The organism is Bradyrhizobium hipponense, from assembly GCF_008123965.1.
In the GTDB taxonomy this organism is placed as follows: domain Bacteria; phylum Pseudomonadota; class Alphaproteobacteria; order Rhizobiales; family Xanthobacteraceae; genus Bradyrhizobium; species Bradyrhizobium hipponense.
The window spans coordinates 43601-66815 of sequence record NZ_VSTH01000050.1 but is presented as its reverse complement, the minus strand read 5'-3'; the positions used below and the strand labels follow the sequence as shown (position 1 = coordinate 66815).

At 62.4% G+C, this 23215-nt stretch carries 24 protein-coding genes and 1 pseudogene; 14 read left to right on the top strand and 11 right to left on the bottom strand.

Annotation, left to right across the window (positions count from 1 at the left end; all coding sequences use genetic code 11):
- Positions 1-63: 63 nt before the first annotated feature.
- Together FXV83_RS15565 and FXV83_RS15560 are read left to right on the top strand one after the other, a co-directional pair.
- Positions 64-387 (top strand): antibiotic biosynthesis monooxygenase family protein, encoded by a 324-nt coding sequence (locus FXV83_RS15565; RefSeq protein ID WP_148740283.1) that lies wholly within the window; start codon positions 64-66, stop codon positions 385-387.
- A gap of 386 nt (positions 388-773) precedes the next feature.
- Positions 774-983 carry a response regulator gene (locus FXV83_RS15560; RefSeq protein ID WP_148740282.1) on the top strand — a complete coding sequence of 70 codons (210 nt, stop codon included), beginning with the start codon at positions 774-776 and terminating at the stop codon, positions 981-983.
- Between the two features lie 100 nt (positions 984-1083).
- On the opposite strand, the pseudogene FXV83_RS45425 reads toward FXV83_RS15560, so the two are convergent.
- From FXV83_RS45425 to FXV83_RS15545, 4 genes and pseudogenes are all read right to left on the bottom strand, one after another.
- Positions 1084-1185: pseudogene (locus FXV83_RS45425) on the bottom strand (ABC transporter permease); the annotation flags it as partial.
- Between the two features lie 140 nt (positions 1186-1325).
- Positions 1326-2105 carry a Crp/Fnr family transcriptional regulator gene (locus tag FXV83_RS15550; RefSeq protein WP_187435934.1) on the bottom strand — a complete coding sequence of 260 codons (780 nt, stop codon included), beginning with the start codon at positions 2103-2105 and terminating at the stop codon, positions 1326-1328.
- A 488-nt stretch (positions 2106-2593) separates the two neighbouring features.
- The gene (locus FXV83_RS44925) at positions 2594-2716 is read right to left on the bottom strand and encodes a hypothetical protein (protein WP_283811711.1); all 123 of its coding nucleotides are present in this window, start codon (positions 2714-2716) and stop codon (positions 2594-2596) included.
- A gap of 101 nt (positions 2717-2817) precedes the next feature.
- A complete protein-coding gene (locus FXV83_RS15545; RefSeq protein ID WP_235939694.1) occupies positions 2818-3093 on the bottom strand; it encodes a hypothetical protein in 276 nt (91 codons plus the stop codon).
- Between the two features lie 444 nt (positions 3094-3537).
- On the opposite strand from FXV83_RS15545, the gene FXV83_RS15540 reads away from it, so the two are divergent.
- Positions 3538-4827 carry a c-type cytochrome gene (locus FXV83_RS15540; protein ID WP_148740281.1) on the top strand — a complete coding sequence of 430 codons (1290 nt, stop codon included), beginning with the start codon at positions 3538-3540 and terminating at the stop codon, positions 4825-4827.
- Positions 4828-4862: 35 nt separating this feature from the next.
- On the opposite strand, the gene FXV83_RS15535 is transcribed toward FXV83_RS15540, so the two are convergent.
- Entirely contained in the window at positions 4863-6833 is a 1971-nt protein-coding gene (locus tag FXV83_RS15535; protein WP_148740280.1) for a 4Fe-4S binding protein, read from the bottom strand.
- Positions 6834-7010: 177 nt separating this feature from the next.
- On the opposite strand from FXV83_RS15535, the gene FXV83_RS15530 reads away from it, so the two are divergent.
- The 10 genes from FXV83_RS15530 (at position 7011) to FXV83_RS15485 (ending at position 16184) form a co-directional block, all read left to right on the top strand.
- Entirely contained in the window at positions 7011-7736 is a 726-nt protein-coding gene (locus tag FXV83_RS15530; RefSeq protein ID WP_187435927.1) for a biotin/lipoate--protein ligase family protein, read from the top strand.
- A complete protein-coding gene (locus FXV83_RS15525) occupies positions 7733-8284 on the top strand; it encodes a DUF6505 family protein (RefSeq protein WP_148740279.1) in 552 nt (183 codons plus the stop codon). Before FXV83_RS15530 ends, FXV83_RS15525 begins: the two co-directional genes overlap by 4 nt.
- Positions 8281-9288 carry a DUF6352 family protein gene (locus FXV83_RS15520; RefSeq protein WP_148740278.1) on the top strand — a complete coding sequence of 336 codons (1008 nt, stop codon included), beginning with the start codon at positions 8281-8283 and terminating at the stop codon, positions 9286-9288. The genes FXV83_RS15525 and FXV83_RS15520 overlap by 4 nt, the downstream gene beginning before the upstream one ends.
- Positions 9285-9797: a DUF3305 domain-containing protein gene (locus FXV83_RS15515; RefSeq protein WP_148740277.1), complete on the top strand. Its 513-nt coding sequence runs from the start codon at positions 9285-9287 to the stop codon at positions 9795-9797. The genes FXV83_RS15520 and FXV83_RS15515 overlap by 4 nt, the downstream gene beginning before the upstream one ends.
- A complete protein-coding gene (locus FXV83_RS15510; protein WP_148740276.1) occupies positions 9794-10405 on the top strand; it encodes a DUF3306 domain-containing protein in 612 nt (203 codons plus the stop codon). The genes FXV83_RS15515 and FXV83_RS15510 overlap by 4 nt, the downstream gene beginning before the upstream one ends.
- Positions 10406-10541: 136 nt before the next feature.
- Positions 10542-11333 (top strand): molecular chaperone TorD family protein, encoded by a 792-nt coding sequence (locus FXV83_RS15505; protein WP_148740275.1) that lies wholly within the window; start codon positions 10542-10544, stop codon positions 11331-11333.
- A gap of 30 nt (positions 11334-11363) precedes the next feature.
- Positions 11364-11573, top strand: a complete 210-nt coding sequence (locus tag FXV83_RS15500) for a twin-arginine translocation signal domain-containing protein (protein WP_148740274.1) — start codon at positions 11364-11366, stop codon at positions 11571-11573.
- A gap of 11 nt (positions 11574-11584) precedes the next feature.
- The gene (locus FXV83_RS15495; protein ID WP_148740273.1) at positions 11585-14533 is read left to right on the top strand and encodes a formate dehydrogenase subunit alpha; all 2949 of its coding nucleotides are present in this window, start codon (positions 11585-11587) and stop codon (positions 14531-14533) included.
- Positions 14534-14545: 12 nt separating this feature from the next.
- A complete protein-coding gene (fdh3B, locus tag FXV83_RS15490; protein WP_148740272.1) occupies positions 14546-15142 on the top strand; it encodes a formate dehydrogenase FDH3 subunit beta in 597 nt (198 codons plus the stop codon).
- Between the two features lie 40 nt (positions 15143-15182).
- Positions 15183-16184, top strand: coding sequence for a formate dehydrogenase subunit gamma (locus FXV83_RS15485; protein WP_148740271.1), 1002 nt, complete (start codon positions 15183-15185; stop codon positions 16182-16184).
- A gap of 42 nt (positions 16185-16226) precedes the next feature.
- On the opposite strand, the gene FXV83_RS15480 is transcribed toward FXV83_RS15485, so the two are convergent.
- The 6 genes from FXV83_RS15480 to FXV83_RS15455 all read right to left on the bottom strand — a co-directional run bounded on the left by FXV83_RS15480 (position 16227) and on the right by FXV83_RS15455 (position 21922).
- Positions 16227-16430, bottom strand: a complete 204-nt coding sequence (locus tag FXV83_RS15480) for a hypothetical protein (protein WP_148740270.1) — start codon at positions 16428-16430, stop codon at positions 16227-16229.
- Between the two features lie 129 nt (positions 16431-16559).
- A complete protein-coding gene (locus tag FXV83_RS15475; protein WP_148740269.1) occupies positions 16560-17525 on the bottom strand; it encodes an ABC transporter ATP-binding protein in 966 nt (321 codons plus the stop codon).
- Positions 17522-18496 carry an ABC transporter ATP-binding protein gene (locus FXV83_RS15470; RefSeq protein WP_148740268.1) on the bottom strand — a complete coding sequence of 325 codons (975 nt, stop codon included), beginning with the start codon at positions 18494-18496 and terminating at the stop codon, positions 17522-17524. Before FXV83_RS15470 ends, FXV83_RS15475 begins: the two co-directional genes overlap by 4 nt.
- Positions 18497-18499: 3 nt before the next feature.
- Positions 18500-19339 carry an ABC transporter permease gene (locus FXV83_RS15465; protein ID WP_235939669.1) on the bottom strand — a complete coding sequence of 280 codons (840 nt, stop codon included), beginning with the start codon at positions 19337-19339 and terminating at the stop codon, positions 18500-18502.
- 17 nt (positions 19340-19356) lie between these two features.
- Positions 19357-20301, bottom strand: a complete 945-nt coding sequence (locus FXV83_RS15460) for an ABC transporter permease (RefSeq protein ID WP_148740266.1) — start codon at positions 20299-20301, stop codon at positions 19357-19359.
- A 79-nt stretch (positions 20302-20380) separates the two neighbouring features.
- Positions 20381-21922, bottom strand: a complete 1542-nt coding sequence (locus FXV83_RS15455) for an ABC transporter substrate-binding protein (RefSeq protein ID WP_148740265.1) — start codon at positions 21920-21922, stop codon at positions 20381-20383.
- 320 nt (positions 21923-22242) lie between these two features.
- Between FXV83_RS15455 and FXV83_RS15450 the strand changes: the two genes are divergently transcribed.
- Entirely contained in the window at positions 22243-23121 is an 879-nt protein-coding gene (locus FXV83_RS15450; RefSeq protein ID WP_235939660.1) for a MurR/RpiR family transcriptional regulator, read from the top strand.
- The last annotated feature ends 94 nt before the right edge of the window (positions 23122-23215 follow it).

The window sequence follows — 23215 nt, the reverse complement described above, 5'->3', positions numbered from 1 at the left end:
GAATGAGCATCCTTGGAGGCGGAGGGAGCTCAAGAGGAACCTGAGCCCAGAAGGAGTGGCTCCATGGCCCGTATTCAGAAAGATAGTCAGATAGTCACGCAGATCACTATCGTCGAAGCCGAACCGGCCAAGCAGACGGAGGCGCTCTCGCTGATGGCTGATCGAGCCCGATTCATGGCGCGCCAGCCGGGCTTTGTATCGATCAGCTTGCATCGAAGCCTCGACGGTCGGCGCATCGTCAACTACATCCAATGGCAAACTCGCGAACAGCTGCATTCTGCCCACCAATCGCCGGGCTTTCGTAAGGAGTGGGGCAAGTTTGATAACCTGACCGATCAAATCGATCCCCATCTCTATGAAGTTGTCGAGGTTCTGGACTCCGAGTAAGCGGCGTCACGCTTGCATCGAGATCCTGCACAAAGGCCTGACGTGTGGATCGGCGTGCCTGAGCCACAATCGGCGCTCACGACTGGCCTCGTCCCGCGTAAGCGCGGCAACTCAATCCTCTGACGGCGCACGGGTCCATGTTGCACGAAAGGGACAATATTCAAGGCCGATACGCTCACCTGAGCGTAGCCCCGCCTTTGGGGGGCTTTTGGGGGCTTGGGGGCGGAGCCACGCAGGCCCACGCATTTGCGCGCGGACCTGTAGAGTCAACCTGGGTCGACTGGACTCGTTCCCTCCTGGCGGGCGGGCGGGAGCACAAAAACTACAAAAGCTAGAGACTCTCGGTTCGGAAAGTATCATGATGCATTCCTCCAGGGGTTCCATGGATGACTGCCTTGACCAACGAGCGACCGATGTGTCCGGTATGCAAGCACCGGATGGGGCTGGCTCGCATCTCTCCCGCCCAAAAAGGAATCGAAGAGCGCACTTTCGAATGTTCGACCTGCGAGCGCACGGAAACGGTCGCTTTTGCCGTGGATCCGATGAACACGGATGCGGTCGGCTGGCTCGCCGGCGAACTGAAGCCGCCGCAATGATGCTCGGTGGGAGCTTCGTGAGTATGGGGCGGGCGTAATTGACGAGTGTGCAGCGCATTCGGATTTGGCCGAGCGGGCTTAACGACGCCGATCGAGGCTTGTTACCCTTCAGCCGTTCGTTGCGTCGCCGCAGGCCTTCCATCGTGGCGAGCAGGACTACTGAAACCATCGTCAGGATCACTGCCGCCGCCGTGATGTCGGGCTGATGTTCGCCGAGCGCAAGAGCAACCCGGCGATGGAACCATGAAGGTGAAGAGCAGGAGCATCGCCGCCCCTGGTCTGCACTCTCACCGCGGTTCTTGGATTTTCCTTCTATTTCCCGCCCGCGAAACGGCCCCGACTTCACCCCGCTCCGCCGGAGGCGACGCTGGCGCTTTCCCGGAACGGCGCAAGGGTAGGCTGCGGCGCCGACAATTCCTGGCAATACATCCGATCGATCTTGCGCTGCATGAGCGCATAACAATCGCATGCGACCCTCTCGAGCCGCGCCCGATCGATCTCTACAAATCCTCGCCGGTCGGACGGGACGGCTCCGGCCTTGCGTAGCTTGCTCATCGTCAGCGTCACTGTCGTCCGCCGCACCCCAAGCAATTGCGCAAGCGCCTCCTGCGTCACCGGAAGGAGGTCATCGGGGACGCGGTCGTGAAGCTGCAGCAGCCACCGCGCCATGCGGCCATCCACCCTGTGCAGCGCGTTGCAAGCGGCTACGTGCTGGAGCTGCAATAACAGCGCGCGGGCGTGGAGCTGCACGACATTCCTGATGGCTGCGCTCTGCGCATAGGCAGCCCGAAATTTTGCGGCGGAAATCAGCGATGCCGTGCCGGCCACGCGAGCAACCGCGGTCACGGATGAAAGCGACGGGCCGAGAACGGAGAAAGAGGCCAAAGCGCCTTCCCGCCCCATCAAGGTGGTCGCGACCGTTTGCCCGTTCGGCATATCGAGCATGAAGGCGATTGCGCCGCTATGGGGAAAATAAACCGGGTCGAGTTCATCGCCCGACCGCACCAGGACGGCATCTGGCTCAAACGAGACCTTCTGGAAGTAGGGCGTGAGCAATCCGAGATCCGCCGGCGGCAACGCTGCCAGTAGCCGATTGCCGATGCCGGTGCGGTGGACGGTCACGATGCTTTCTTGTGAGCGAGCATCCAATGAACGACGGTATCCATTTATTTCATTCGCCATGATCATCCGAAATACGAGTTGCCGAAGGGCAATTATCCAAACAGAGCTATTAGTCGAGATCAAGCACGGACATTTGCGGAGACCTTGCCGGCGTCTCGCCGCGCAAGCAGGATCTTGCATACATCATACTATTCACGCCCGTTGCCACTCGACGAGGAGGCCTACAGGTGATCGACCAGTGATGGTTCCGGCAGCAGAGCGACGCCCGCTCGGACCGGCGATCATGGCTCTGGTACTTGCCCTGGCTCAGACGACCATGAGGGAACGGCCACCCTTAATGTGCCTGATCGCAACCCGCCCTCGGCGCGTGATCAATGCTCCAACAATCGATCGCCTTATCGCGATGTCATCCAAGCCCGCACTCCATCTGGTGGAGATAGTAGCCCAGCATCAAGCAGCCGCCGCGGCGCCTGTTGCGGCGGGCGGTCTTACAGGCGCACACCGGTTGTAGCAAACGCCTGGGCGACGGGCTCCTGAACCTGATCCAAGAGCGCCATTGCTACAATTGCGATCACAATGGCTGCAGCGCAACCGAGCAGAAAAGCCTTCATGCGCAAACTCCATCATTTACAAGCCGTACTCATCTTACGATGCCGCTTCCTATGAGTAGCTGTGACGAACGATCTAGAGTTCGCCGCCGTTGCTGCCGACTTTAAGGGCTCTTAAAAACAGGGTCGATTGAAAATGCATCGCCTATTAGCCCCAGCGATTGAAGGTCGGCGCTGTGCAAATCGATTTCCAATATGGCGAGGAGCAGCATGAGCACGACGACCGTGAGGACGAGGAGAGGCGAAGCTTCTCGGGCGGCAGGATCTGGAGCAATCGAGAGCACGCGCACGGCGCGTAGCCATGAGATCATTCGCAGCCATGGCCTCGATTGCCCCTGCATGCCGTCTTCCTTGACATGACGAGCAAAGACGTGACGCACCAAAGCTATGACTCGCGCTGCCGCCATTCAAGTGGAGAATGCGGACAATGGGCGAACTGACCAAGTGCGCATCCAGGAACTGATCTCGATCCTTCCTCGTTGAAGGTTGGCTCCAACGGAGGAACACGCCGTGAAGGGACCGACATCCATGCTATGCTAGGCAGCGCTTGGCAGCGGTCGTGGCCTTCGATGGTGCGCTCGCCTAGTCTGGAAAGACAGGGTCGCCCACAGCAGCCGCAGCCACAGGGCTGACGGGCCCGATCACTACGGGTTCGGGCGGCGCGCCCGCCGAGAGTCCGCAAGGCCAGAGCCCGGCCGGGATGCAGGCGGCGCCCGAGGGCTCGTCCAAGAAGGTGGTGGCTCCGGAGAAGTAGAGGTGATGCCGCGGACGTCTATTTCGTACATTATTGAAGGCACGGACGTGACCATGGTCGGCACAGATTGATGGGATGGGCTTCGTGCGCCCGGGTCGCCGCGACCCTCCTGGAGGTTGTTGCTGCGTCAGCGGCGCACGCGCAGCTTGCGGGTCACGGCGGCGCCGTCCGTGCGCTCGCCGTTTCGGCTGACGGCGACAGTCTGTTGTCGGGCAGCTTCGACACGTCCGCCATCCGCTGGTCGCTGAAAACCGACGCAGCGGGCGAGGTGCTGCGGTATCATGCGGGCGCTGTCAATGCCGTTGCTTTCCTGCAGGACGGCCGCATGATCACCGCGGGGGCCGACGCCCGGCTTGCGGTATGGACGGCCGGCCGGCCCCAGCCTGATCAAGTGCTGGAGGGGCATACCGGTCCCGTCGTGGCACTCGCCGTGGCGTCGGACGGATCGACGCTCGCCTCGGCCTCTTGGGACCATAGCGTGCGCCTCTGGTCTTTGGCTGATGGCGCCTCCCGCGAGTTCGAAGGTCACGCGCAGAATGTGAATGGTGTCGCCTTCGCTCCGGACGGCATGTCGCTCGTGAGCGTCGGCTATGATCGTGCGTTGTGCATCTGGCGTTTGCCGGAGGGCCGGCCTGAAATGGTGCAACTGCCGGCGCCATTGAACGCCGTCGCCATCGCGCCCGGTGGCGAGATCGTCGCGGCAGGGGCTGACGGCAAGCTGCGCATGCTGACTGCGGACGGAGAGCCGGCGGGCGAGGTGGCCGCAGGCTCGGCACCGATCGTCGCTTTAGCGCTTTCCGATGATGGGACCCTGATCGCGGCCGCGGGCATCGGCGGCACCGTTGCCATTGTGGAGCGCAAGTCGCGGAGTGTGTTGCGGACACTCGTGGGACCGGGTTTCCCGGTCTGGTCCGTCGTGTTCCTGCATGATGCAGCAACGCTCGTGACCGGAGGTGCGGACGGAAAGATCCGGCGCTGGAACGTGCATACCGGCGAGCCGGTCGGTTCGAGCCTGTTCGGGACATCAGCGGATCCGCTGGCCGCCTATGCGGGCGATCATGGCGCCGATGTCTTTCGCGCTTGTGTTGCCTGTCACACGTTGTCGGCCAAGGAGCCGCAACGCGCAGGGCCAACGCTCGCCGGACTGTTCGGACGGAAAATCGCCTCGCTCTCGGGCTATCGGTTTTCCGAGGCGCTCAAGACGATGGATATCGTCTGGACCCCCGAGACCGTCGCAAAGCTGTTTGAAGTCGGGCCCAACGCCTACACGCCGGGAACGAAGATGCCGGAACAGCGCATCGGATCGGCCGAAGACCGCCGCGCCTTGACCGACTTCCTGGCCCGGACGACCTCGCGATAGGTGAAGACCCCAACGCCAATGACGGACGCTCGCGCTCAGGTCTTGCTGTCCGGCTGGCGCAAATAATCCTCGGTGGTTCGGGGCGGCGCGCGTTCTGGCACGCCCACAAACGGATCGAACCGCTGTTCGCTCATCACGATCACGCGGCAATCCGCGCACATCCTGATGGCGTCGAGGCGCTTGTCGCCCGCCGGATACATCCAATGCCGGCCCTCGAGCTTGCCCGCGATGCGATCAATCGTGCTCTTCACGCCGAACGCCGTGCCGCAGCGGATGCAAAGGGCAGGCTCCTCCTCCTTGATCACAATCGCGGGCGCGCGGCCTGCGCGGAAATCGACCTGGGGCTTCAGCGTGATGACCTTCTCGGGACAGGTGCTCTGGCAGAGGCCGCATTGCACGCAGGCATCTTCGACGAACTTGAGCATCGGGCGGTCAGGATCGTCGCGGAGCGCGCCGGTCGGGCAGACGGAAACGCAGGACAGGCACAGCGTGCATCCACCGGTATCAACGCTCACTGCGCCAATGGGGGCGCCCTGAGGCAAGGCAATGACGTCGACCGGATTTGGCGCGAGACGATGCAGTTCGCTCAACGCGAAGCGAAGCAGGTCGCGCCGCTTGCCGACCGTCTTGAACGTCGCAGGCGTCTTCACCGCTGCAAACCGCTCGATGCCCCTCAGTTGCTCCAGCATTGAATCCGGGTCGTCAGTTTCGATAGCAGTGACCCGGCGCTGCCCAAATCCGAGGCCCCCAAGGATGGTCTCTGCCATGCTGATCGTTTGGGTCAGTCCAGTCACGTCATGCCGCGGCTTGCCGCGGAGCAAAAACCGGAACGCGGTCGTTCCGTAGGCAAATGCGCCGATGACGGCCTCAAGCCCGATCTGCGTCACCTCGTTGACGGCCAGAGGGATGACGTGGGCAGGCAGGCCATCCCCGTGCCGCGCCAGCGCGTCGATCAACGGCGTGCCGTGTTGGCGATCGTGCAGCAACAGGACGGGGTTCGATCCACCCGCCTGATGATAGGCGAGCAGCATGGCGCGGATGATCTGAAGCTCGGTGTCCGCGGGCGGCAACGCGTAGGAGGCGGCACCAGTCGGACAGGCGGCGGCACATTGGCCGCAGCCGGCGCAAATCTCGGCATCGATGGCAACATGATTGCCGGCTGGCGTGATCGCATTCGTGGGGCATAGATCAAGACAGCGATGGCAGCCGGTCAGATTCGAGCGCGAATGGGCGCAAAGATCGGGCGTGAACTCGACGTATTTTGGCTTATCGAAACGCCCGACGAGATCGCGCGCGCTCAGAACGGCGCGGAGCATCGCGCCCCGCTCCTTTGGATCGGCCCGCAAGTAACCGTCGCGCAGATCATGCGCCTGAAACAGCGGTCTCTCTCCCGATAGGTCAAGGATGATGTCGCAACGCGAGGTGGCGCCGTTGCGTGGAGTTTCAAAGACGTAGTGATCGCGCGAAGAGGGATGCGGGCGAGCGTAGTCGTCGATGGTGAGCTCGAAAGCGCCAAAATGTCCTCTGGCGTTGCGGATCGTTCCCTTAACGACCGGGAAGGGCGTTGCTAGAGGCGAGACGATCTCGCCCGGGTCCCTCAGCATCACCGTCACATCGAGGTGATCCGAAAGCAGCCTCCCAGCTTCGATCGCCGCCTCGTCCCTGCCATAGATCAGGATGACCCCGTCGCTCGCAAGCGTGACCAGCGGATAATCGGGCGCCTGCACGGCGCTCGCTGCGAGCAGCGCTGCCATTTTGGGGCCCGCTTGCGCGCCTTCGGTCGACCAGCCGGCCGTCTCGCGAATGTTCACGAAAGCGATCGGCGCGGAACGCTCGCCGGCTTCCTCCGCAAACAAGGATTGCTGATACGTGCAGGCAACGGTCAGAGGGCTTTCTGCCTTTGCGCCTGCGCGAAAGTGGCCGAGCTCGGCGCCGCACAGGTGACGAAAACTCTTGACGTCGCCATTGCTGCATCCGCGCTTGATCGCGGCCACGTCAAGACGCATCGTGTCTTCACACGAGCAAATCAGGATTGTCTTCGTTGGCTGCTCCAGGTTCATCCCTCCAAGAAGGCGACGAATGACGGACTCGCGCTGATCCTTTGCCTCGTATAGATATTGTCAATCGGGAAAAAGGAGAAAGTGGAGGAAGGCCTGCGGTCGATCCCAACCAGCCACGCTTCCATGGCGGAACAGATCCAATTGCCGCCGCCCTTTACCTTGGTCCGGTTGCGCGAGAGCGGAGATGCGTTCGCCCATGCATGCCGCATTGCACCCGAAAGCGGTGCCGGCACGCTGGTCTATGTAGGACGGTTCGACCTCGCCGAGTTCGCGGTGGTGCTGGAGCCGGCCGAGCCGCTGACCACCGCACGCCGCGCCTTTTACGCCGGCATGGTTGCTCTGACGGACGCCCTGCGCGCCTATGCGCCGCCGGCGAAGGAGGTTGCGGTCGGTTGGCCCGATAAGGTGAGGATTGACGGAGGGCTGGTCGGAGGGGGACGGCTTGGCTGGCCCGCATCCGCGGACGAGGATGAGCCGCCGGGCTGGCTCGTGTTCGGGGCCATGATCCGGACAGTCATGATGAACGATCGTGATCCCGGTGTTCGCCCGCTTGCCTCCGCCCTGGATGAGGAAGGGTTCGGCGAGGCCGGCGCAGCACAGATCACAGAGAGCTTTGCGCGGCACCTGATGCGGGCGATCGACAGCTGGCAGGTCGATGGATTTGACAGCGTCGCGCGCGACTATCTCAGCCGCATCCCTCGCGAGCGGCAGATGGTTCGACGCATCGATGATCGCGGCGATTTGCTCACGCGCCGCATCGGCAGTGACACGACCGAGCGGGCAGACCTTGTTAAGGCGCTCGCCACGCCATCGTGGCTCGATTCGAAGCTCGGAGGGCCAGGGTCGTGAAAAAGGCTGCGAAACTCCTGCGCACCATCGCGCTCGATGTCTCCGATACCTTCACGTTCGACGTGCCGGCAATGCCAGGCGAGTGGGCCGTCTCCGGCGCCTTCCGCTTCTGCGATCAGGATCCGGCGAAGCTAAGCGGAAAGGCGCGCGCCGCCTTCCGCAGCGGCTTTCTCGGCGTGCAATCCTGGGGATGGTCGACCCTGGCGCAGATCGTTCCGGCGACCGAGGATGATTGCCAGGTGCTGATCGAACTCCTCGCCAGGCAACTCGTTGATCGGTTCGGCGCACCAGACATGGCAATTGCGAGGGCCGCTGCGGAAGAGGAAGTCACCTTTGCGCAGTCGCTCTGCACGCACCCGATCAGCTCGCTCATTGCGGTCCACCGTTCGGCGGGCGATGGCGAAGTCCACGAGGGCTTCCGCAAGCTGCAACTGCGGGAAGGGCAGCGGCATGGCAAGGCGTTCTCGTTCATGGAAATCGAGGATGATGTCAAAGCCGACAGCGATCTTAACTATTCTGAGGGGGGTCAGGAGCCGCCCTTCCGATGAGTGATTTCTGGATCGCATGCGGCCATCATCTGCTCGATCGCGACGAGAGCGGCGGACTTCGTGTCACCGACGAATTCTTGAAGGCTTATTTTGTCCGTCCCGAGCTGATGCCGCCGAAGGACGCGTGCCCGGTCGAACGAAGACTGCATCGTGAGATGCTTGCTGATCCGCGCCGGCCGGTCGGAGCCGACGAGGTCGCTGCGATCGCCGATGAGGACGCGCGGGAGAACTGGCGCCTCGTGGTGGCGTTTCGCGATCTCATGTTGCGGCACCCCACGCTCGAAGCTGCGTATCTTGCGGTCCTGCGTTCGTCGTCGAACGACCTGCCGCCGCTGTTCATCAATCAGCTCGTGCACGTGATCTTGCGCAATGCGCTTGACGGCAACGACGATGCGTTTGTGCTGCGCGCCGCCGAGCTGTTCTTCCGGCCGCAACGGATCCTTCCGCATGAACAGGCCTTGCTGCTTGGCGATGAAGAGGTTGTCGGCGGTCGCAGCCCGACGCCTATCTTGTCGCTGATCTCGATGCTGGGCACCAAGACTGACGCTCAGCTCGATGTCTTGAGCGAGGAAAACGCCGAGAGCTATTGGAAACGCAGCGACCAGTTCGATATGGCCTTCGATCTCACCGCGGGCGGGCGAGGGTCTCGCGCGCTGGCACAGGCGATGACACGCTGGGTCTGCCATCTGCTCGGGATCGATGTTGCCATTGAACCGCTGACGGAACTGCGCGAGGTAAAGCTGGCCTGGTACGTCGGGTTGGACGCTGACGCCACCAAGACGGGCGATCGGCTTTGGCACGGCGAGGAGCTTGACGGGCCCAGCGCAGAGCGAATTCTTTCGCTGTTTCGCCTGACCTTTGCGGATCCTCGGCTCGTTATGGAGACCTTGCGGGGCGAGCCGGTCTATCTGATCCTGGCGATGACAGCCGATCAGAAGCTCCGGATGAAGCCGCAGAACGTGTTGACGGGACTCCCGATCAGGCGCCTGGAAACCATGTCATGAGCGTTGCCCTGCCACTCCAGCGTATCCCCGTCGGCATCGTCGTCGAACGGCGCAAGCCGGATTCGCCCTGGGTGGATTTCATCTGGCGGAGCGCCGCAGTATTGCCTGACAATCCGGACGTGGAGCCCTGGACAATCTTGCGCGAACAGTGCGGCACGACCTGGTTCTATGCCGGCAGTGCAACGGTTGATCTGTACGTGTCGGAAACCGCGCGTTACCGCGACAATGTTGCCTCCGGCACGCCGAGCATCTGGGTGGTCTTGAGCCCATCCGAGGGGGCCTGGCCTTATGCGATCGCCGCCGCGACTGCTGATCCCGCGGAAGGGGAGGGGTTTACCGAGGCCGCTGACAATCTGGTTGAAGCCGTACCGATGCCCGAGGTGGTGCGCGAGGTGATTGAAAGCTTTATCGCCGAACACCACGTCGAGAGAGAGTTCGTCAAACGCGAGCGACGGCGCGCCGATCCCGAGGCCCTGGCGCGTCGGCGGCATGAAGGCGGGCAAGAATGACCGAGGAAGAGTTTCTCGCACGTTGGTCGCGCCGCAAGCGCGAGTCAAAATCGGATGCTCGGCTGGCGCCGGAAACAGCGCGGCCGGCCGGTGAAGCCCCGGTGTCGTCCCCGGCGGCCGAGGCCGAACCTTATGCGGATCTCGGGAGCTTGCCGTCGATCGATGCGATCACCGCCGCGACCGACATCACCGCGTTCCTGCGCAAAGGTATTCCGCCGGAATTGGTGCAAGCGGCTCTTCGCCGCGCCTGGACGGCCGATCCGGCGATCCGCGATTTCGTGGGGCTCGCCGAGAACGCCTGGGACTTCAACGATCCGAATGCCATGCCGGGCTTCGGGCCGCTCGATTGCTCGCAGGCGGAGCTGGCAGCCTGGGTCGACCGGATCGTCGGGGGTCTGCGTGACGCCGCAGAGGCACAACCTGACGCGCCGACGCAATTGCAGGAGTCCTCGGACGTTCCGAATGGGGATATTGCGCACTCCGCTGTGCATACAGAGACGCCTGATGAAGCCGTCCCCAAGGAGATCGCGGCTCCCGTTGCATCGCAACCGATCTCGGAAGCCGATACAGTGCGGCGCCGCATTCATGGCGGTGCCCTGCCTCAATAGTGTTGCTACCAAAGGCTATAGCCTCAATCTATAGAGCGGCGATTGACCGTCTGCGGAGCCAGGTCTAGGCTCTGCTAGCGCTTTGTTGCGCAAGTAAAAATTGGTCACTCGAGGGTCTCAGGCAACGGAGGTCCATGTGCGTGACGGCGGGCTTGATCGCACCATCGACGCCGCAGGCGGCGGGATCCAGCTTGCGCGCAAAATCCACGTCAGCCAGCCCTCAATTTCGAACTGGAGCGATATACCCGCTCAGCGGGTGATTGCGGTGGAAGCGGCAACGGGTGTTCCCCACACCGAACTGCGTCCCGATCTCTATCCTGATCACCATCACGAGGGCACGGCATCGCAACACATCATCGATCCGATCGACGTCGCGCGCGCGCAGGAATATGCCCTTCTCGCCGCCTTGCTCGCGGCTGCGCCGTCCAAGAGCTTGCTCGATCGGCTTGCAGGTTTGAGTGGAGACGGAACGCCACTCGGTCAGGCTCATGCCGGCCTGGTGGAAGCCGCTTCGCGCACGACCGCAGCTCAGGTTGAACGCGAATATTTTGACCTGTTCGTTGGTCTCGGCCGCGGTGAGTTGTTGCCCTACGCCTCCTACTATTTAACCGGCTTCCTCAACGAACGGCCGCTGTCACGGTTGCGGGCCGATCTCGCGGCACTCGGCATCGCGCGCGCTGAGGGTAACTCCGAACCTGAGGATCATGCCGCCATCCTCTGCGAGATCATGGCCGGAATGGCTGATGGCCGCTTGGAAGTGCCATTCGTTGCGCAGCGTGCGTTGTTCGAAAAACACGTTTCGTCCTGGGTGGGACGTCTGTTTGCCGACATGGAGCAGGCGGCGAGCGCGAGGTTCTATCGCGCGGTCGGCACGCTCGGCCGCCTGTTTGTCGAAATCGAAAAGCAAGGATTCACCTTCACCAATTGACCACCCGCACGTTGGTCCGGGAGAGATGCGATGAGCGATGAAACGAAAGCGACCGTCAGACGCCGCGACTTCCTCCGTAGGGTCGGCGTCGGCACCGTGGGTGCAGGCGCCACATTGGCAACGCCACTCGTCGGCTCCGTGCACGCCGACAGCGAGAACAACGATGAAAAGCGCAAGGCGCGCTACAAGGAAACCGATCACGTAAAGGCCTACTATCGCGTCAATCGGTATCCGACCTGAGGGAGGCTGCCGTGCTTATCAGGCGAACAGAACGACAGTCCGGATCCGACCGCCGCGGCTCAATCGCGGACTCTCTCGCAAGCCAAACCAGCGGCCTTGATCGCCGCGCTTTCCTGCGCCGCTCCGGTCTGGCGGGCGGCGCGCTCGCAGCGCTCGGTGCCATGCCCATTTCCGGCGTGCGCAAAGCGGAAGCCGCCGCGGCGGGTCCGCTGACCGCCGGGGCCACCGTCAAGAAAAACATCTGTACGCATTGTGCTGTCGGATGCACCGTGACTGCGGAGGTGTCGAACGGGGTCTGGATCGGCCAGGAGCCGAGCTGGGATTCCCCCATCAATCGCGGATCTCATTGCGCGAAGGGGGCTTCCGTACGCGAGCTGGTGCACAGCGAACGGCGTTTGCGCTATCCGATGAAGCTCGTGAACGGGCAATGGGCGCGAGTCGCCTGGGAAACTGCGATCAACGAGATCGGCGACAAGATGCTCGAGGTTCGCGAAAAATCGGGGCCAGATTCGGTTTATTGGCTCGGCTCGGCCAAGATGACCAACGAAGGCGCTTATCTGTTCCGCAAGCTCGGGGCGTTCTGGGGCACCAACAACACCGACCATCAGGCTCGCATCTGCCATTCGACCACCGTCACCGGCGTCGCCAATACCTGGGGCTATGGCGCGATGACCAACAGCTACAACGATATTCGCAATGCCAAGACCCAGATGATCATGGGCGGCAATCCGGCCGAGGCGCATCCGGTTTCGTTGCAGCATCTGCTCGAGGGCAAGGAGCTCCAACACGCCAATTTTATCGTCATCGACCCCCGCATGACGCGGACCGCGGCGCATGCGACGGAATATGTGCGCATGCGGCCGGGCACCGATATTCCGGTGCTCTATGGAATGATGTGGCACATCCTGAAGAACGGCTGGGAGGACAAGGAATTCATCCAGCAGCGGGTCTATGGCTTCGAGGATCTCCGCAAGGAGGTGGAGAAGTGGACTCCGGAAGAAGTCGAGCGCGTCAGCGGCGTGCCTGGCGAGCAGCTCAAGCGCGTCGCCAAGATGTTCGCCACGGAGAAGCCGGCAACCCTGATCTGGGCCATGGGCCAGACCCAGAAGACGGTCGGCACCGCCAACGTCCGCGCGAGTTGCATTGCGCTGTTGATGACAGGCAACGTCGGCAAGGCCGGCGCGGGTGCCAATATCTTCCGTGGCCACGACAATGTGCAGGGGGCGACCGACGTTGGGCTCGATATCGTGACGTTGCCGTTCTACTACGGTCTCGCCGAGGGCGCGTGGAAGCACTGGTCGCGAGTTTGGGAGGTGGACTACGAGTTTTTGAAGTCGCGCTTCGACTCCAAACAGATCATGGAAACTCCCGGCATTCCGCTGACCCGATGGTTCGAGGCGGTGACGCTGCCGAAGGATCAGGTCGCTCAGAAGGACAACGTGCGGGCAGTGTTCGTTCAGGGACACGCCAGCAACAGCATCACGCGCATTCCAGAGTCTCTCAAAGGCCTGAAGGCGCTGGACCTACTTGTCATTGCCGACCCGCATCCCACGACCTGGGCATCGCTGGCGGTCGAGGCCGGCCGCAAAGATGGCGTCTACATCCTTCCGGTGGCCACGCAGTTCGAGTGCAAGGGGTCGCGGGTCGCCTCGAACCGCTCGCTGCAATGGGGCGAGCAGATCGTCAAACCGATCTTCGAATCCAAGGACGATCTCGAGGTCATTTATCTGATGGCGAAGAAGCTCGGCTTTGCCGATCAGATGTTCAGGAAAATCAAGGTCGAGAACAATCTGCCTGAAGCAGAGGACGTGTTGCGCGAGATGAACCGCGGCAGCTGGTCGACTGGCTATTGCGGGCAATCGCCCGAGCGGCTCAAGGCGCACATGAAGAACCAGGCGAAGTTCGACATGCTGACGATGCGTGCGCCCAAGGACGATCCCGAGGTCGGCGGCGACTATTACGGCTTGCCGTGGCCGTGCTGGGGCTCGCCGGAGGTCAAGCATCCCGGCACGCCGCTGCTCTACAACACCAATCTCGCCGTGATGGATGGCGGCGGCACGTTCCGGCCGCGCTTCGGCATCGAGCGCGAGGAGAAGCTGCCGGACGGGTCGACGCGCAAGGTCAGCCTGCTGGCCGACAAATCCTACTCAAAGGATTCCGAGATCCAGGACGGCTATCCCGAATTCACGCTGGCGAGCCTGAAGAAGCTTGGCTGGGACACAGATCTCACCGAAGCGGAGATGGCTACGATCATGAAGGTCAATCCGACCAATCCGGATTCGGTGTCGTGGTCGCTCGATCTCTCAGGGGGCATCCAGCGGGTCGCGCTCAAACACGGCTGCGTACCGTACGGCAATGGCAAGGCACGCATGAACGCCTTCGGCCTGCCTGATCCGATTCCGGTCCATCGCGAGCCGATCTATACGCCACGAGTCGACCTCGTCGAGAAATATCCGACGTTGCCCGATGCCAAGCAGTTTCGCATGCCCAATATCGGCTTCTCGGTGCAGAAGGCCGCCGTGGAGAAGGGGATTGCAAAGCAGTTCCCGCTCATCCTCTCCTCAGGCCGTCTTGTCGAGTATGAGGGCGGCGGCGAGGAGACGCGGACCAATCCGTGGCTCGCCGAACTGCAGCAGGACATGTTCATCGAGATCAATCCTGCCGATGCCTCCGATCGCGGCGTCAAGGACGGCGGCTGGGTCTGGGTCACGGGCGCCGAGAACAATTCCAGGGCGAGGATGAAGGCGCTCGTCACCGAGCGTGTCGGCAAGGGCGTCGCCTGGATGCCCTTCCACTTCGGCGGCTGGCTGGCAGGCAAGGATCTTCGCGGCGCCTACCCGAAAGGTACCGATCCGATCGTCCTTGGCGAAAGCGCGAACACCATCACCACCTACGGATACGATCCTGCGACGGGCATGCAGGAGCCGAAGGTCACTCTTTGCCAGATCGCGGCGGCGTAAGGAGCAACGACGATGGCACGTATGAAATTCCTCTGCGACGCCGACCGTTGCATCGAATGCAATGCCTGCGTCACCGCCTGCAAGAACGAGCATGAGGTCCCCTGGGGCATCAACCGGCGCCGGGTCGTCACCATCAATGACGGCAAGCCCGGCGAGCGCTCGGTCACGATGGCCTGCATGCATTGCACGGATGCACCTTGTGCGGCCGTGTGTCCGGTGAACTGTTTCTACACCACCGCCGATGGCGTGGTGCTTCACTCCAAAGATCTCTGCATCGGCTGTGGGTACTGCTTCTACGCCTGTCCGTTCGGCGCGCCGCAATATCCCAAGGTCGGGAACTTCGGCTCGCGCGGCAAGATGGACAAGTGTACCTACTGCGCCGGCGGCCCCGAGGCCGACGGCAGCAGGGAGGAATACGAGAAGTATGGCGCGAACCGGCTGGCGGAGGGCAAGCTGCCGCTGTGTGCCGAAATGTGCTCGACCAAGTCGTTGCTTGCAGGTGACGGCGAGATCATTGCCCAGATCTACAAGGAACGCGTGATGAAGCGCGGCTACGGCTCCGGCGCGTGGGGTTGGAAGACCGCGTATCGCGAGACGATCGAGTCCTGACGCGGACGGGCAGTCAAGGACGCGATACCGGGAGGCGCAGATGGCGTCATTTGGAAGACTCATTCGCCTGGCATTCGGCGCATGCGCGCTGCTTCTGGTGATCATGGCGGCTCCAGCGAGCGCTCAGCAGGTCAACCCGACCGCAAGCTCCGTCAAGGAGCAGCAATTGCTGCAGGAGCTGAACCGAATCCAGGGCCGTGTCAGCATCCCGGATCAGAGGTCGGGCGTGCTCGAGCAGCCACAGGGGCGCGAATGGCGGGAGTTTCGCAATGTCACGCTGCGCTGGATCGGCGGCGTCGCGATTATCGGCATGCTGGCTGTGCTCGTGATCTTCTATCTCACCCGTGGCATGGTGCGGCTTGAAAGCGGGCGATCGGGACGCACTATCGTGCGCTTCACCCTGTTTGAGCGCTTCGTGCATTGGATGACAGCCACCTGCTTCATCATCCTCGCTATCTCGGGTCTGAACATCACCTTCGGGCGGCCGTTGTTATTGCCGCTGATCGGTTTTGAAGCCTTCTCCGAGTGGTCGCAATGGGCGAAGTATGCCCACAACTATCTGAGTTTCCCGTTCACCATCGGCGTCATCTTGATCTTCCTGATGTGGATCGCGGGAAATCTCCCGAACAAGGTGGATGTTGCCTGGATCAAGCGGGGAGGGGGCATTGTCGGCCATGATCATCCGCCGGCCTATCGCTTCAATGCCGGCCAGAAGATGATCTATTGGATCGTCGTGATCGGCGGCGGCCTCGTTGCCGCAACGGGATACGCGCTGATGTTCCCGTTCTACATGAGTGGCATCGAAGGCATGCAGATGGCCCAGATCATCCACTCCGTGGTGGCCGTACTCTTCGTGGCCGCAATGATTGCGCATATCTACATCGGCACGATCGGGATGGAGGGAGCTTTCGAGGCCATGGGCTCGGGCGAGGTCGACCTCAACTGGGCACGCGAACATCACAGCCTCTGGCTCGACGAGGAGATGGCGCGAACTGGGCCGAACGATCAAACGCCGCAACCCGCGACCGCCGCGGCTGAATGAAAACGAGCGGACGAAAAGAGGCTGGTCCTGGTCCGGTATGCTCTATCGCGTCAGCTCTCTGGCGAACAGGACGGACCGGTCCTCGATCTGTTGCTCCAGCAGCGTGCCCGCTCGGCCTGTTTGCAACTCTTGAATGCTTGGCATCCCACTCTGTGCAGAGCGAAAAAGTGCATGCGATCTGAGCATGCTGCTCGCCACGCTGATGACGAGCAGGGCCGAGACGAGCGAAAGCAGAAGGCGCTTCATTTGACATCTCCATCCGGAGCGGCATCCGCCAGGACGGAGTAGATCGCAGATCGAACAAATGGAAGAGGAGGCGGTCCAGCTAGGCAGCAAAATGCGCGGCGTCATTTCTCTGTGGGCGGCACTTGCTGGTTATACGTTGTGGCAGGCGATTGTCCTGCCGTCCGTGCCGACAGACCGAAGTGTTGGAACGTCGACGAGGCAGCGATCGCTGGCTATTGGACAGCGGGGCGCGTAAGCGCAGCCGTGTGGCCGTGTGAATAGGCTTGGCGGTTCACCCGTTTCGATCGCGCCCAGGATCCGCTTCGATGGATCCGGCTTTGGAATTGCTGCCACCAGCGCGCGCGTATAAGGATGGAGCGGGTGTTCCAAGACCGTCCGCGTCCCGGCCTGCTCCACGACCCGGCCCATATACATGACGGCAACACGGCTGCTGATCTGTCCGATCACGCCAAGGTCGTGCGAGATGAAGAGCATCGACAGTCTCAGCTGGTCACGCAGGTCCATCATCAGATTGAGCACCTGCGCCTGCACGGAAACGTCGAGGGCCGAGACCGGCTCGTCGGCGATGACGATGGACGGCGTGGGAAGAATGGCGCGTGCGATTCCGACCCGTTGTCGTTGCCCGCCGCTCAGTTCGTACGGATAGCGAGTGGCGAAAGACGGATTCAAGCCGACGCCCGTCAACGTGGCCGCGATGGCCGCGCTGCGCTCGGCGCGGCTCTTGAAGAAACCGCTGATGTCGCCCGCCTCTGCCACCGAGTCTCCAATTGTGCGCCGCGGGTTGAGCGATGCATTGGGATCCTGGAAAACCATCCGGACGTTCAGACGCATCGCGCGGAGGCTGGAGCTGCCGGCTCCGATCATTTCGGTTCCTTTGAATTTGATGGTGCCGCTGCCGGGCTGGACCAGCCCGACGATGGTTCGGCCCACCGTGGTCTTGCCGCAGCCCGATTCGCCGACGATCCCGAGGACCTCCCCCTGGGCCAGCGACAGCGACACACCATCCACCGCCTGCACCCGGTATTTCCGACCGGCTCGCCTGGCACTGAAGGAAACCATCATTTCCCGGACGTCGAGGATGACATCGCCGCTCATGGCAGCTCCCCGCCGGCCAGCGGAAATGCGCAGAGCACCTCGTGCCCTTGGGAGGCCTCCAGGCGAGGCGGGGCCGCCACGCGGCACTCATCGTGCACCGCCGCGCAGCGTAAGGCAAAGACGCAGCCAGCAGCGACCGTACCTGGCACCGGCGGCTGACCTGAAATGGTTGGCAACCGGCGCACGCCGGAATTTCGCGACGGCATGCAATCCATCAGGCCGCGGGTGTAATGGTGACGCGGTTCGCCGAACAGCGCATCGACTGCCGCGGTTTCCACGATTCGGCCGGCGTACATGACAGACACGCGATCGGCGAGCTGCGCAATGACTCCCATGTCGTGGGTGATGAACAATACTGCCATGTCGAGGCGATTGCAGAGCTCGCGCAAAAGCCCGAGAATCTGAACTTGTATGGTGACATCCAGCGCTGTGGTCGGTTCATCCGCGACCAGCACCTGCGGCCTGCAGGCCAGCGCAATCGCGATCATGACCCGTTGGCGTTGACCTCCGGACAACTGATGCGGATACGCCGACAGCTGCATTCCGGGGTCGGGCATACGCACCAGCTCGAGCAGTTCGCGCGCGCGGGAGAGCGCCGCCGCGCCCGAAATTCCCTCATGCACGCGCACGGCTTCGGCGATCTGATCGCCGATCCGACGAACCGGGTTGAGTGAGGTCATCGGCTCCTGAAAGATCATGGCCATGCGGCCGTGGCCCGCTTCGACACGTTGCCAGGGCTGCAACTGCGTTACGTCGCTGCCCTCCAACAGGACCCGCCCGGCCCGGACCCGGGGACCGGGCTGCGGCAGCAATCCCATGACCGCAAGCGAGGTCATGCTCTTTCCGCAGCCGGACTCGCCGACGAGACCGAGGATCTCGCCCTTGGCCAAGTCGAAGGACACGCCCGCGACGATGTCGACCGGCGCGGTTTCCGGCCCCACTGACACCGTAAGGTCGCGAACGCTCAGCACGGCCTAACCTTTCTCACCAAAGACTTGACGGAACCGCGGATCGAGTCGATCGCGCAATGCGTCGCCGACCAGGTTCAGAGAAAATGCCGTCGCCACGATCATCATGCCCGGGAAGAAGAGCAGCCACGGTGCGCGCGTGATGAAGGTGCGCGATTCCGCCAGCATGTTGCCCCAACTCGGAATCTCCGGCGGGGCGCCGAGGCCTAGGAAATCGAGTGAAGCCGCGCCAAGCTGCGCGAACGCGAAGACGAAGCTGGCCTGTACGAGAAGCGGTGAGACCAGGTTCGGCAAGATGTGCCTACTGATGAGCCATACGGTTCCAGCGCCCATGCTACGCGATGCTTCGACATAGGTTTCCGCGCGCAAGCGCAGCGTCAGACCGTAAACGATGCGCGTCGTCGTCGTCATGTAGCCGAGCCCGATGGCTAGAATGACAGTGGCTACACTCGGGCTCAAGACGACGATCAGGCCAAGTGCGAGAAGCAGAGTCGGGAAAGCCATCAGCACGTCGACCATGCGCATCAGCAGGTGACCCAGCCGCGGGAATAGAGCGGAAAGTACGCCGGCCGGAACGCCTGTCGCGAGGGCGAAGACGACCACGCCCGAGCCGATCAGAAGTGCCATGCGTGCCGAATGAATGGTGCGCGACAGGGTGTCCCGGCCGAATTGGTCGGTGCCGAACCAATGGGTCACGTTCGGGGGCGTCAGGCGGATCAGCGGATCGATGGCGTACGGATCGTAAGGCGACAGCCAGGGTGCGAAGGCCGCGGCGAGCACAGTCGCCAGAATGACCCCGAGCCCGGCCAGCGCGATCGGGCGGGCGATGAACGGCTTGAGCCACAAGGTCGCGCTGTTGCTGCTCATTGAAGTTCGACCCGCGGATCGAGCAGACGGTAGCTCAGATCGACGATCAGATTGACCAGGAGATAGACCACGACGATGACCAGGATGACGCCCTGGATCACCGGGTAGTCCCGGCGGAGGATCGACTGGACGACGAGGCGGCCGATGCCGGGCAGGGCAAACACGGTTTCGGTTACCACCGCTTCGGAGAGCAGCGCAGCGAAAGTGAAGCCGAATGCCGAGACGACCGCCAGCAGCGCATTGCGCCAGATGTGGCGGCGCACGACCTGCCAGGGCCGGATTCCCTTCGCACGCGCGGTGCGCACGTAGTCCTCACGGGAGACGTCCAGCATGCTGGCGCGCGTCAGCCGCAGGATCAAAGCGGCATTCGGCGCCGCAAGCGCCAGGCTGGGGAGGACGAGATAGCGGAGATTGACGACACCGCCTTCGAATATCGACGGATATCCGGAACTCGGAAACCAGCCGAGCCAGGCGGCAAAGATCAGGATCAGGTAGAGCCCGACCCAGAACGTGGGTATCGAGGCCATCAGCATCGCCGCGCCGGACAGTCCCTGGTCGAGCCACGTACCGTGCCGGACCGCCGCAATCATGCCGATCGGCACGCCGATGACCGCAACCCAGATCATCGTCATGGTGGCGAGCAAGGTGCTGGTCTCGGCACCATCGGCAATCACTGACAGCACGGGCGCCTGAAAGAAGATCGACCGCCCAAGGTCGCCCTCGAGCACATGGCCGGTCCAATTCAGATATTGCAGGATGATCGGTTGGTCGAGACCGAGTTGGTGTCGCAAGGCGTCGATCTGGTCGGGAGTCGCGGTGTCACCGAGCAGAACATAGATGGGATCACCCGGCACGATATGGATGAACGCGAAGATGATGACGGACGCTGCAAGAAGCGTCACCGCTGTCGTTCCTGCGCGCTTGAGTGCGTAAGACCACATGTGATTGTGCGCCTGATCAGCGGCAACGATGCGCGCCGACGCCGGCGCCCGACAGTCCTCGCGGCCTCATTTCCCGTCCTTATTTCGTGGACACATTCCAGAAGACGGGACCGTTCGGGTTGAGTCCCCTGAGCTTGGGAGAAGCAATGTCATAGGTATAGGCATCGCCCACTTTCATGACCGGTACCTGTTCATAGATCAGCGACTGGATCTTGTCCCATGTCGACTTCCGAGCGGCTGGATCGGTCGTGTTGATCAATTCAGCCCGAAGCGAGCCGATCTCCGGGCTATCCCACCAGCCGGGATAGCTCGCATTCAGGAACGTGAGCAGCAGCGGGTCGGGCGCGAAGGAATGGTGGGTGACAAAGATGTCCCACTGTTCCGGCTGGCCTCGCATCTTCAGAAGAGTCGCCCAATCGACGACCATCATCTGAACATTGATTCCGGCGTCGGCCAGCTGGCGGGTGAAGACAGAGGCTTCGTCATAGTGTGCCTGGTAGTTCGTCGATACCAGCAAGCGGATCGGCGTCCCCGTGTAGTCCGCCTCCTTTGCGAGCTCCTTGGCCTTCTTCGGATCGTGCGCACTGTAATTGGAGGCGCCTTCCGTCGAATACCAGGGCGTGCCCTTGGGAAAGATCGATCCCTCGGCATTCCACAGGTCCTTGGGGCCGAAGGCGACGCGCAGCGCCTGCGACTTTTCCAGCGCGGTCTGGATGGCGCGGCGGAGCTTGTAATTGTCCTTCAGGATCCCCTGCTTCGAGTTCATGAAGAAAAGGCCGAAGATCGGCGCGTTCGTACGCTGCACCTGAACCGATGGGTCTTTGCTCAGGGACTCATACAGATCGCCAGAGATCATTTCCGCATAATCGTAGTCGCCCGCCTGCACGCCACTCACACGCGTGCCGACGTCAGGCACCGGAATGAACCGAATCTTGTCGAAGCTGGCGAGGCGGGCGCCGGCGAAGCCGTCGCCCTTCTCCTTCACCGGCTTGTAGCCATCGAACCTCTCCACCTCGACATAGCGGTTCGGCCGCCACTCCACGAACTTGTAAGGTCCGGTGCCGATATAGTCCTTCTGCTCGATCGGCCGGTTCCCCGCATTGGCGGCTATGTCTTCCGGATAGATCGCAAGGCCGCCATTGACGTCCGCAATCAGAGCCTTCCAGGCGCCGTTCGGCGCCGACAATTTCAGCGTGACCTCATACTTTCCGGTCGCCTCGACCGATGTGGCCGCGGCCATCAGGAGCTTGCCGCGCGCACCGAAATTGCCCCATCGCGTCATCGAGGCGGCCACATCCTTGGCGGTCATCTCCTTGCCGTTGTGGAAGAGGACGCCTTCGCGGAGCTTGATGACGATGGTCCGACCGCCGTCTTCCGCGCGATCGTTCTCGGCCAGCATCGGACGCGGCGTATAGGTCGAGTCCAGCGCATACAGGGTCTCGAAGATATGGCGGCCGATGACTGATGCGACGTCGGCCGTCGTCAGCATGACATCGAGCGGCGGCGGTTCTCCGATGGTGGCTTCGCGCAGCAGGGTGGCGGCATTGGCCTGCGCAATCAAGAACGACGCGGTGGCGAGCCCTACGACGCCACGCATCAAGACACTTGGACCGTATCTCATGATCGCTCCTCCCGCCCTGTCGAGCCGCCTGCTTCCCGGTGCAGGGGATGTGCCTTCAGCTGCTGGGTCTGACGGCACGCTATTGATTGTTTGAAAGTTACATACAGAATTCGGCAATTATCAAGCGAAAAATGCTATCCCTGATGAGGCATACCGATATAGGTTTGATCGATGCTGAAGGTTTCTTACGGTAGCTTCGCTGCCAAGGGCGCAGGTTGATCTGACCTAGGGAAGGGCGGGCAATGCCGCGTGCAAAGCGAAATGACTCGGCAAGAGCCGTTGGTGCAGCGGTCTCGAAGCTGCCCGGCGACGACAATGTCGTGGCCGGCGACATCATCTCCCTGATCAGACAGAGCGCTCCGAGTCTCAGCCCGTCGGAGCAACGCGTTGCCACGGTGCTGCTGGCCGATATCGAGTTTGCTGTTCACGCCAGCAATTCCGAGCTGGCGCGCCGGGCGCGCGTCAGCGAGCCGACGGTAACCCGGTTCAGCCGCTCCGTCGGCTGCCGCGGCGTCCGTGACCTCAAGGTGAGGCTGGCTCAAGCAATGGCGGTTGGGCGGATCTACGTTGAATTGCCCCCGCATGTCGGGACGGATCTGGCGCGCCCCGCGCTCTGGCGGTCGGTGTTTCAAGAGATTCGCCGTGCGATTGCCGCTGCCGAGGAGGGACTTCGGAAGGAGGACATCGAGAGGGCTGCCGAAGCTATCTCCCGTTGTTCGAAGCTTGCCGCGTTCGGTGTCGGTGGCGGTTCGAGCCTTGCGGCGGCGGAGGTTCAGAACCGGTTCTTTCGTCTTGGGATCGCCGTCTCCCACGCCTCCGATCCGAGGTTGATGCGTATGATCGCCGCGACCCTTGGCCGGGACGATGTCGTCGTTGCCATCTCGACCACCGGTGCAGCGAACGAAGTGATCGAGGCCGCCGGTATCGCCAAGCACTATGGCGCCTTGGTCGTCGCAATTACCAAGCCGCAAAGCAGGCTGGCTTCGATCGCCGATATTGCGCTTGGCGTGCATGTGCCCGAGGCACCCGACGCGCTCAAGCCGACGGCGTCGCGCTATCTGCTTCTCGCCACCATCGATCTGCTCGCTGCCTCCACTGCCTATTGCAAGCCACTCGAAGCACAGGCACGCATGCGGCGGATCAAATACGAGTTGCTGAGGGGGAGCGACGGGGATGCCAAAGGGCCACTGGGGGACTGATTGAGTTCGAGGAACCGTGGGGCCTGACAGGCTGGATCTGTCATGCCGTGAAGGCGATCAATCGCGCTCTGAAGGCCAACGCCGTATCGATCCA

Coding starts and splice junctions, on each gene's coding strand:
- FXV83_RS15460 (WP_148740266.1), bottom strand. CDS start 20,301: ATGTGGTCTTACGCACTCAAGCGCGCAGGAACGACAGCGGTGACGCTT.
- FXV83_RS15480 (WP_148740270.1), bottom strand. CDS start 16,430: ATGAAGCGCCTTCTGCTTTCGCTCGTCTCGGCCCTGCTCGTCATCAGC.
- FXV83_RS15565 (WP_148740283.1), top strand. CDS start 64: ATGGCCCGTATTCAGAAAGATAGTCAGATAGTCACGCAGATCACTATC.
- FXV83_RS15540 (WP_148740281.1), top strand. CDS start 3,538: ATGGGATGGGCTTCGTGCGCCCGGGTCGCCGCGACCCTCCTGGAGGTT.
- FXV83_RS15560 (WP_148740282.1), top strand. CDS start 774: ATGACTGCCTTGACCAACGAGCGACCGATGTGTCCGGTATGCAAGCAC.
- FXV83_RS15485 (WP_148740271.1), top strand. CDS start 15,183: ATGGCGTCATTTGGAAGACTCATTCGCCTGGCATTCGGCGCATGCGCG.
- FXV83_RS15500 (WP_148740274.1), top strand. CDS start 11,364: ATGAGCGATGAAACGAAAGCGACCGTCAGACGCCGCGACTTCCTCCGT.
- FXV83_RS44925 (WP_283811711.1), bottom strand. CDS start 2,716: ATGAAGGCTTTTCTGCTCGGTTGCGCTGCAGCCATTGTGATCGCAATT.
- FXV83_RS15515 (WP_148740277.1), top strand. CDS start 9,285: ATGAGCGTTGCCCTGCCACTCCAGCGTATCCCCGTCGGCATCGTCGTC.
- FXV83_RS15510 (WP_148740276.1), top strand. CDS start 9,794: ATGACCGAGGAAGAGTTTCTCGCACGTTGGTCGCGCCGCAAGCGCGAG.
- FXV83_RS15530 (WP_187435927.1), top strand. CDS start 7,011: ATGGCGGAACAGATCCAATTGCCGCCGCCCTTTACCTTGGTCCGGTTG.
- fdh3B (WP_148740272.1), top strand. CDS start 14,546: ATGGCACGTATGAAATTCCTCTGCGACGCCGACCGTTGCATCGAATGC.
- FXV83_RS15475 (WP_148740269.1), bottom strand. CDS start 17,525: ATGAGCGGCGATGTCATCCTCGACGTCCGGGAAATGATGGTTTCCTTC.
- FXV83_RS15535 (WP_148740280.1), bottom strand. CDS start 6,833: ATGCGTCTTGACGTGGCCGCGATCAAGCGCGGATGCAGCAATGGCGAC.
- FXV83_RS15520 (WP_148740278.1), top strand. CDS start 8,281: ATGAGTGATTTCTGGATCGCATGCGGCCATCATCTGCTCGATCGCGAC.
- FXV83_RS15455 (WP_148740265.1), bottom strand. CDS start 21,922: ATGAGATACGGTCCAAGTGTCTTGATGCGTGGCGTCGTAGGGCTCGCC.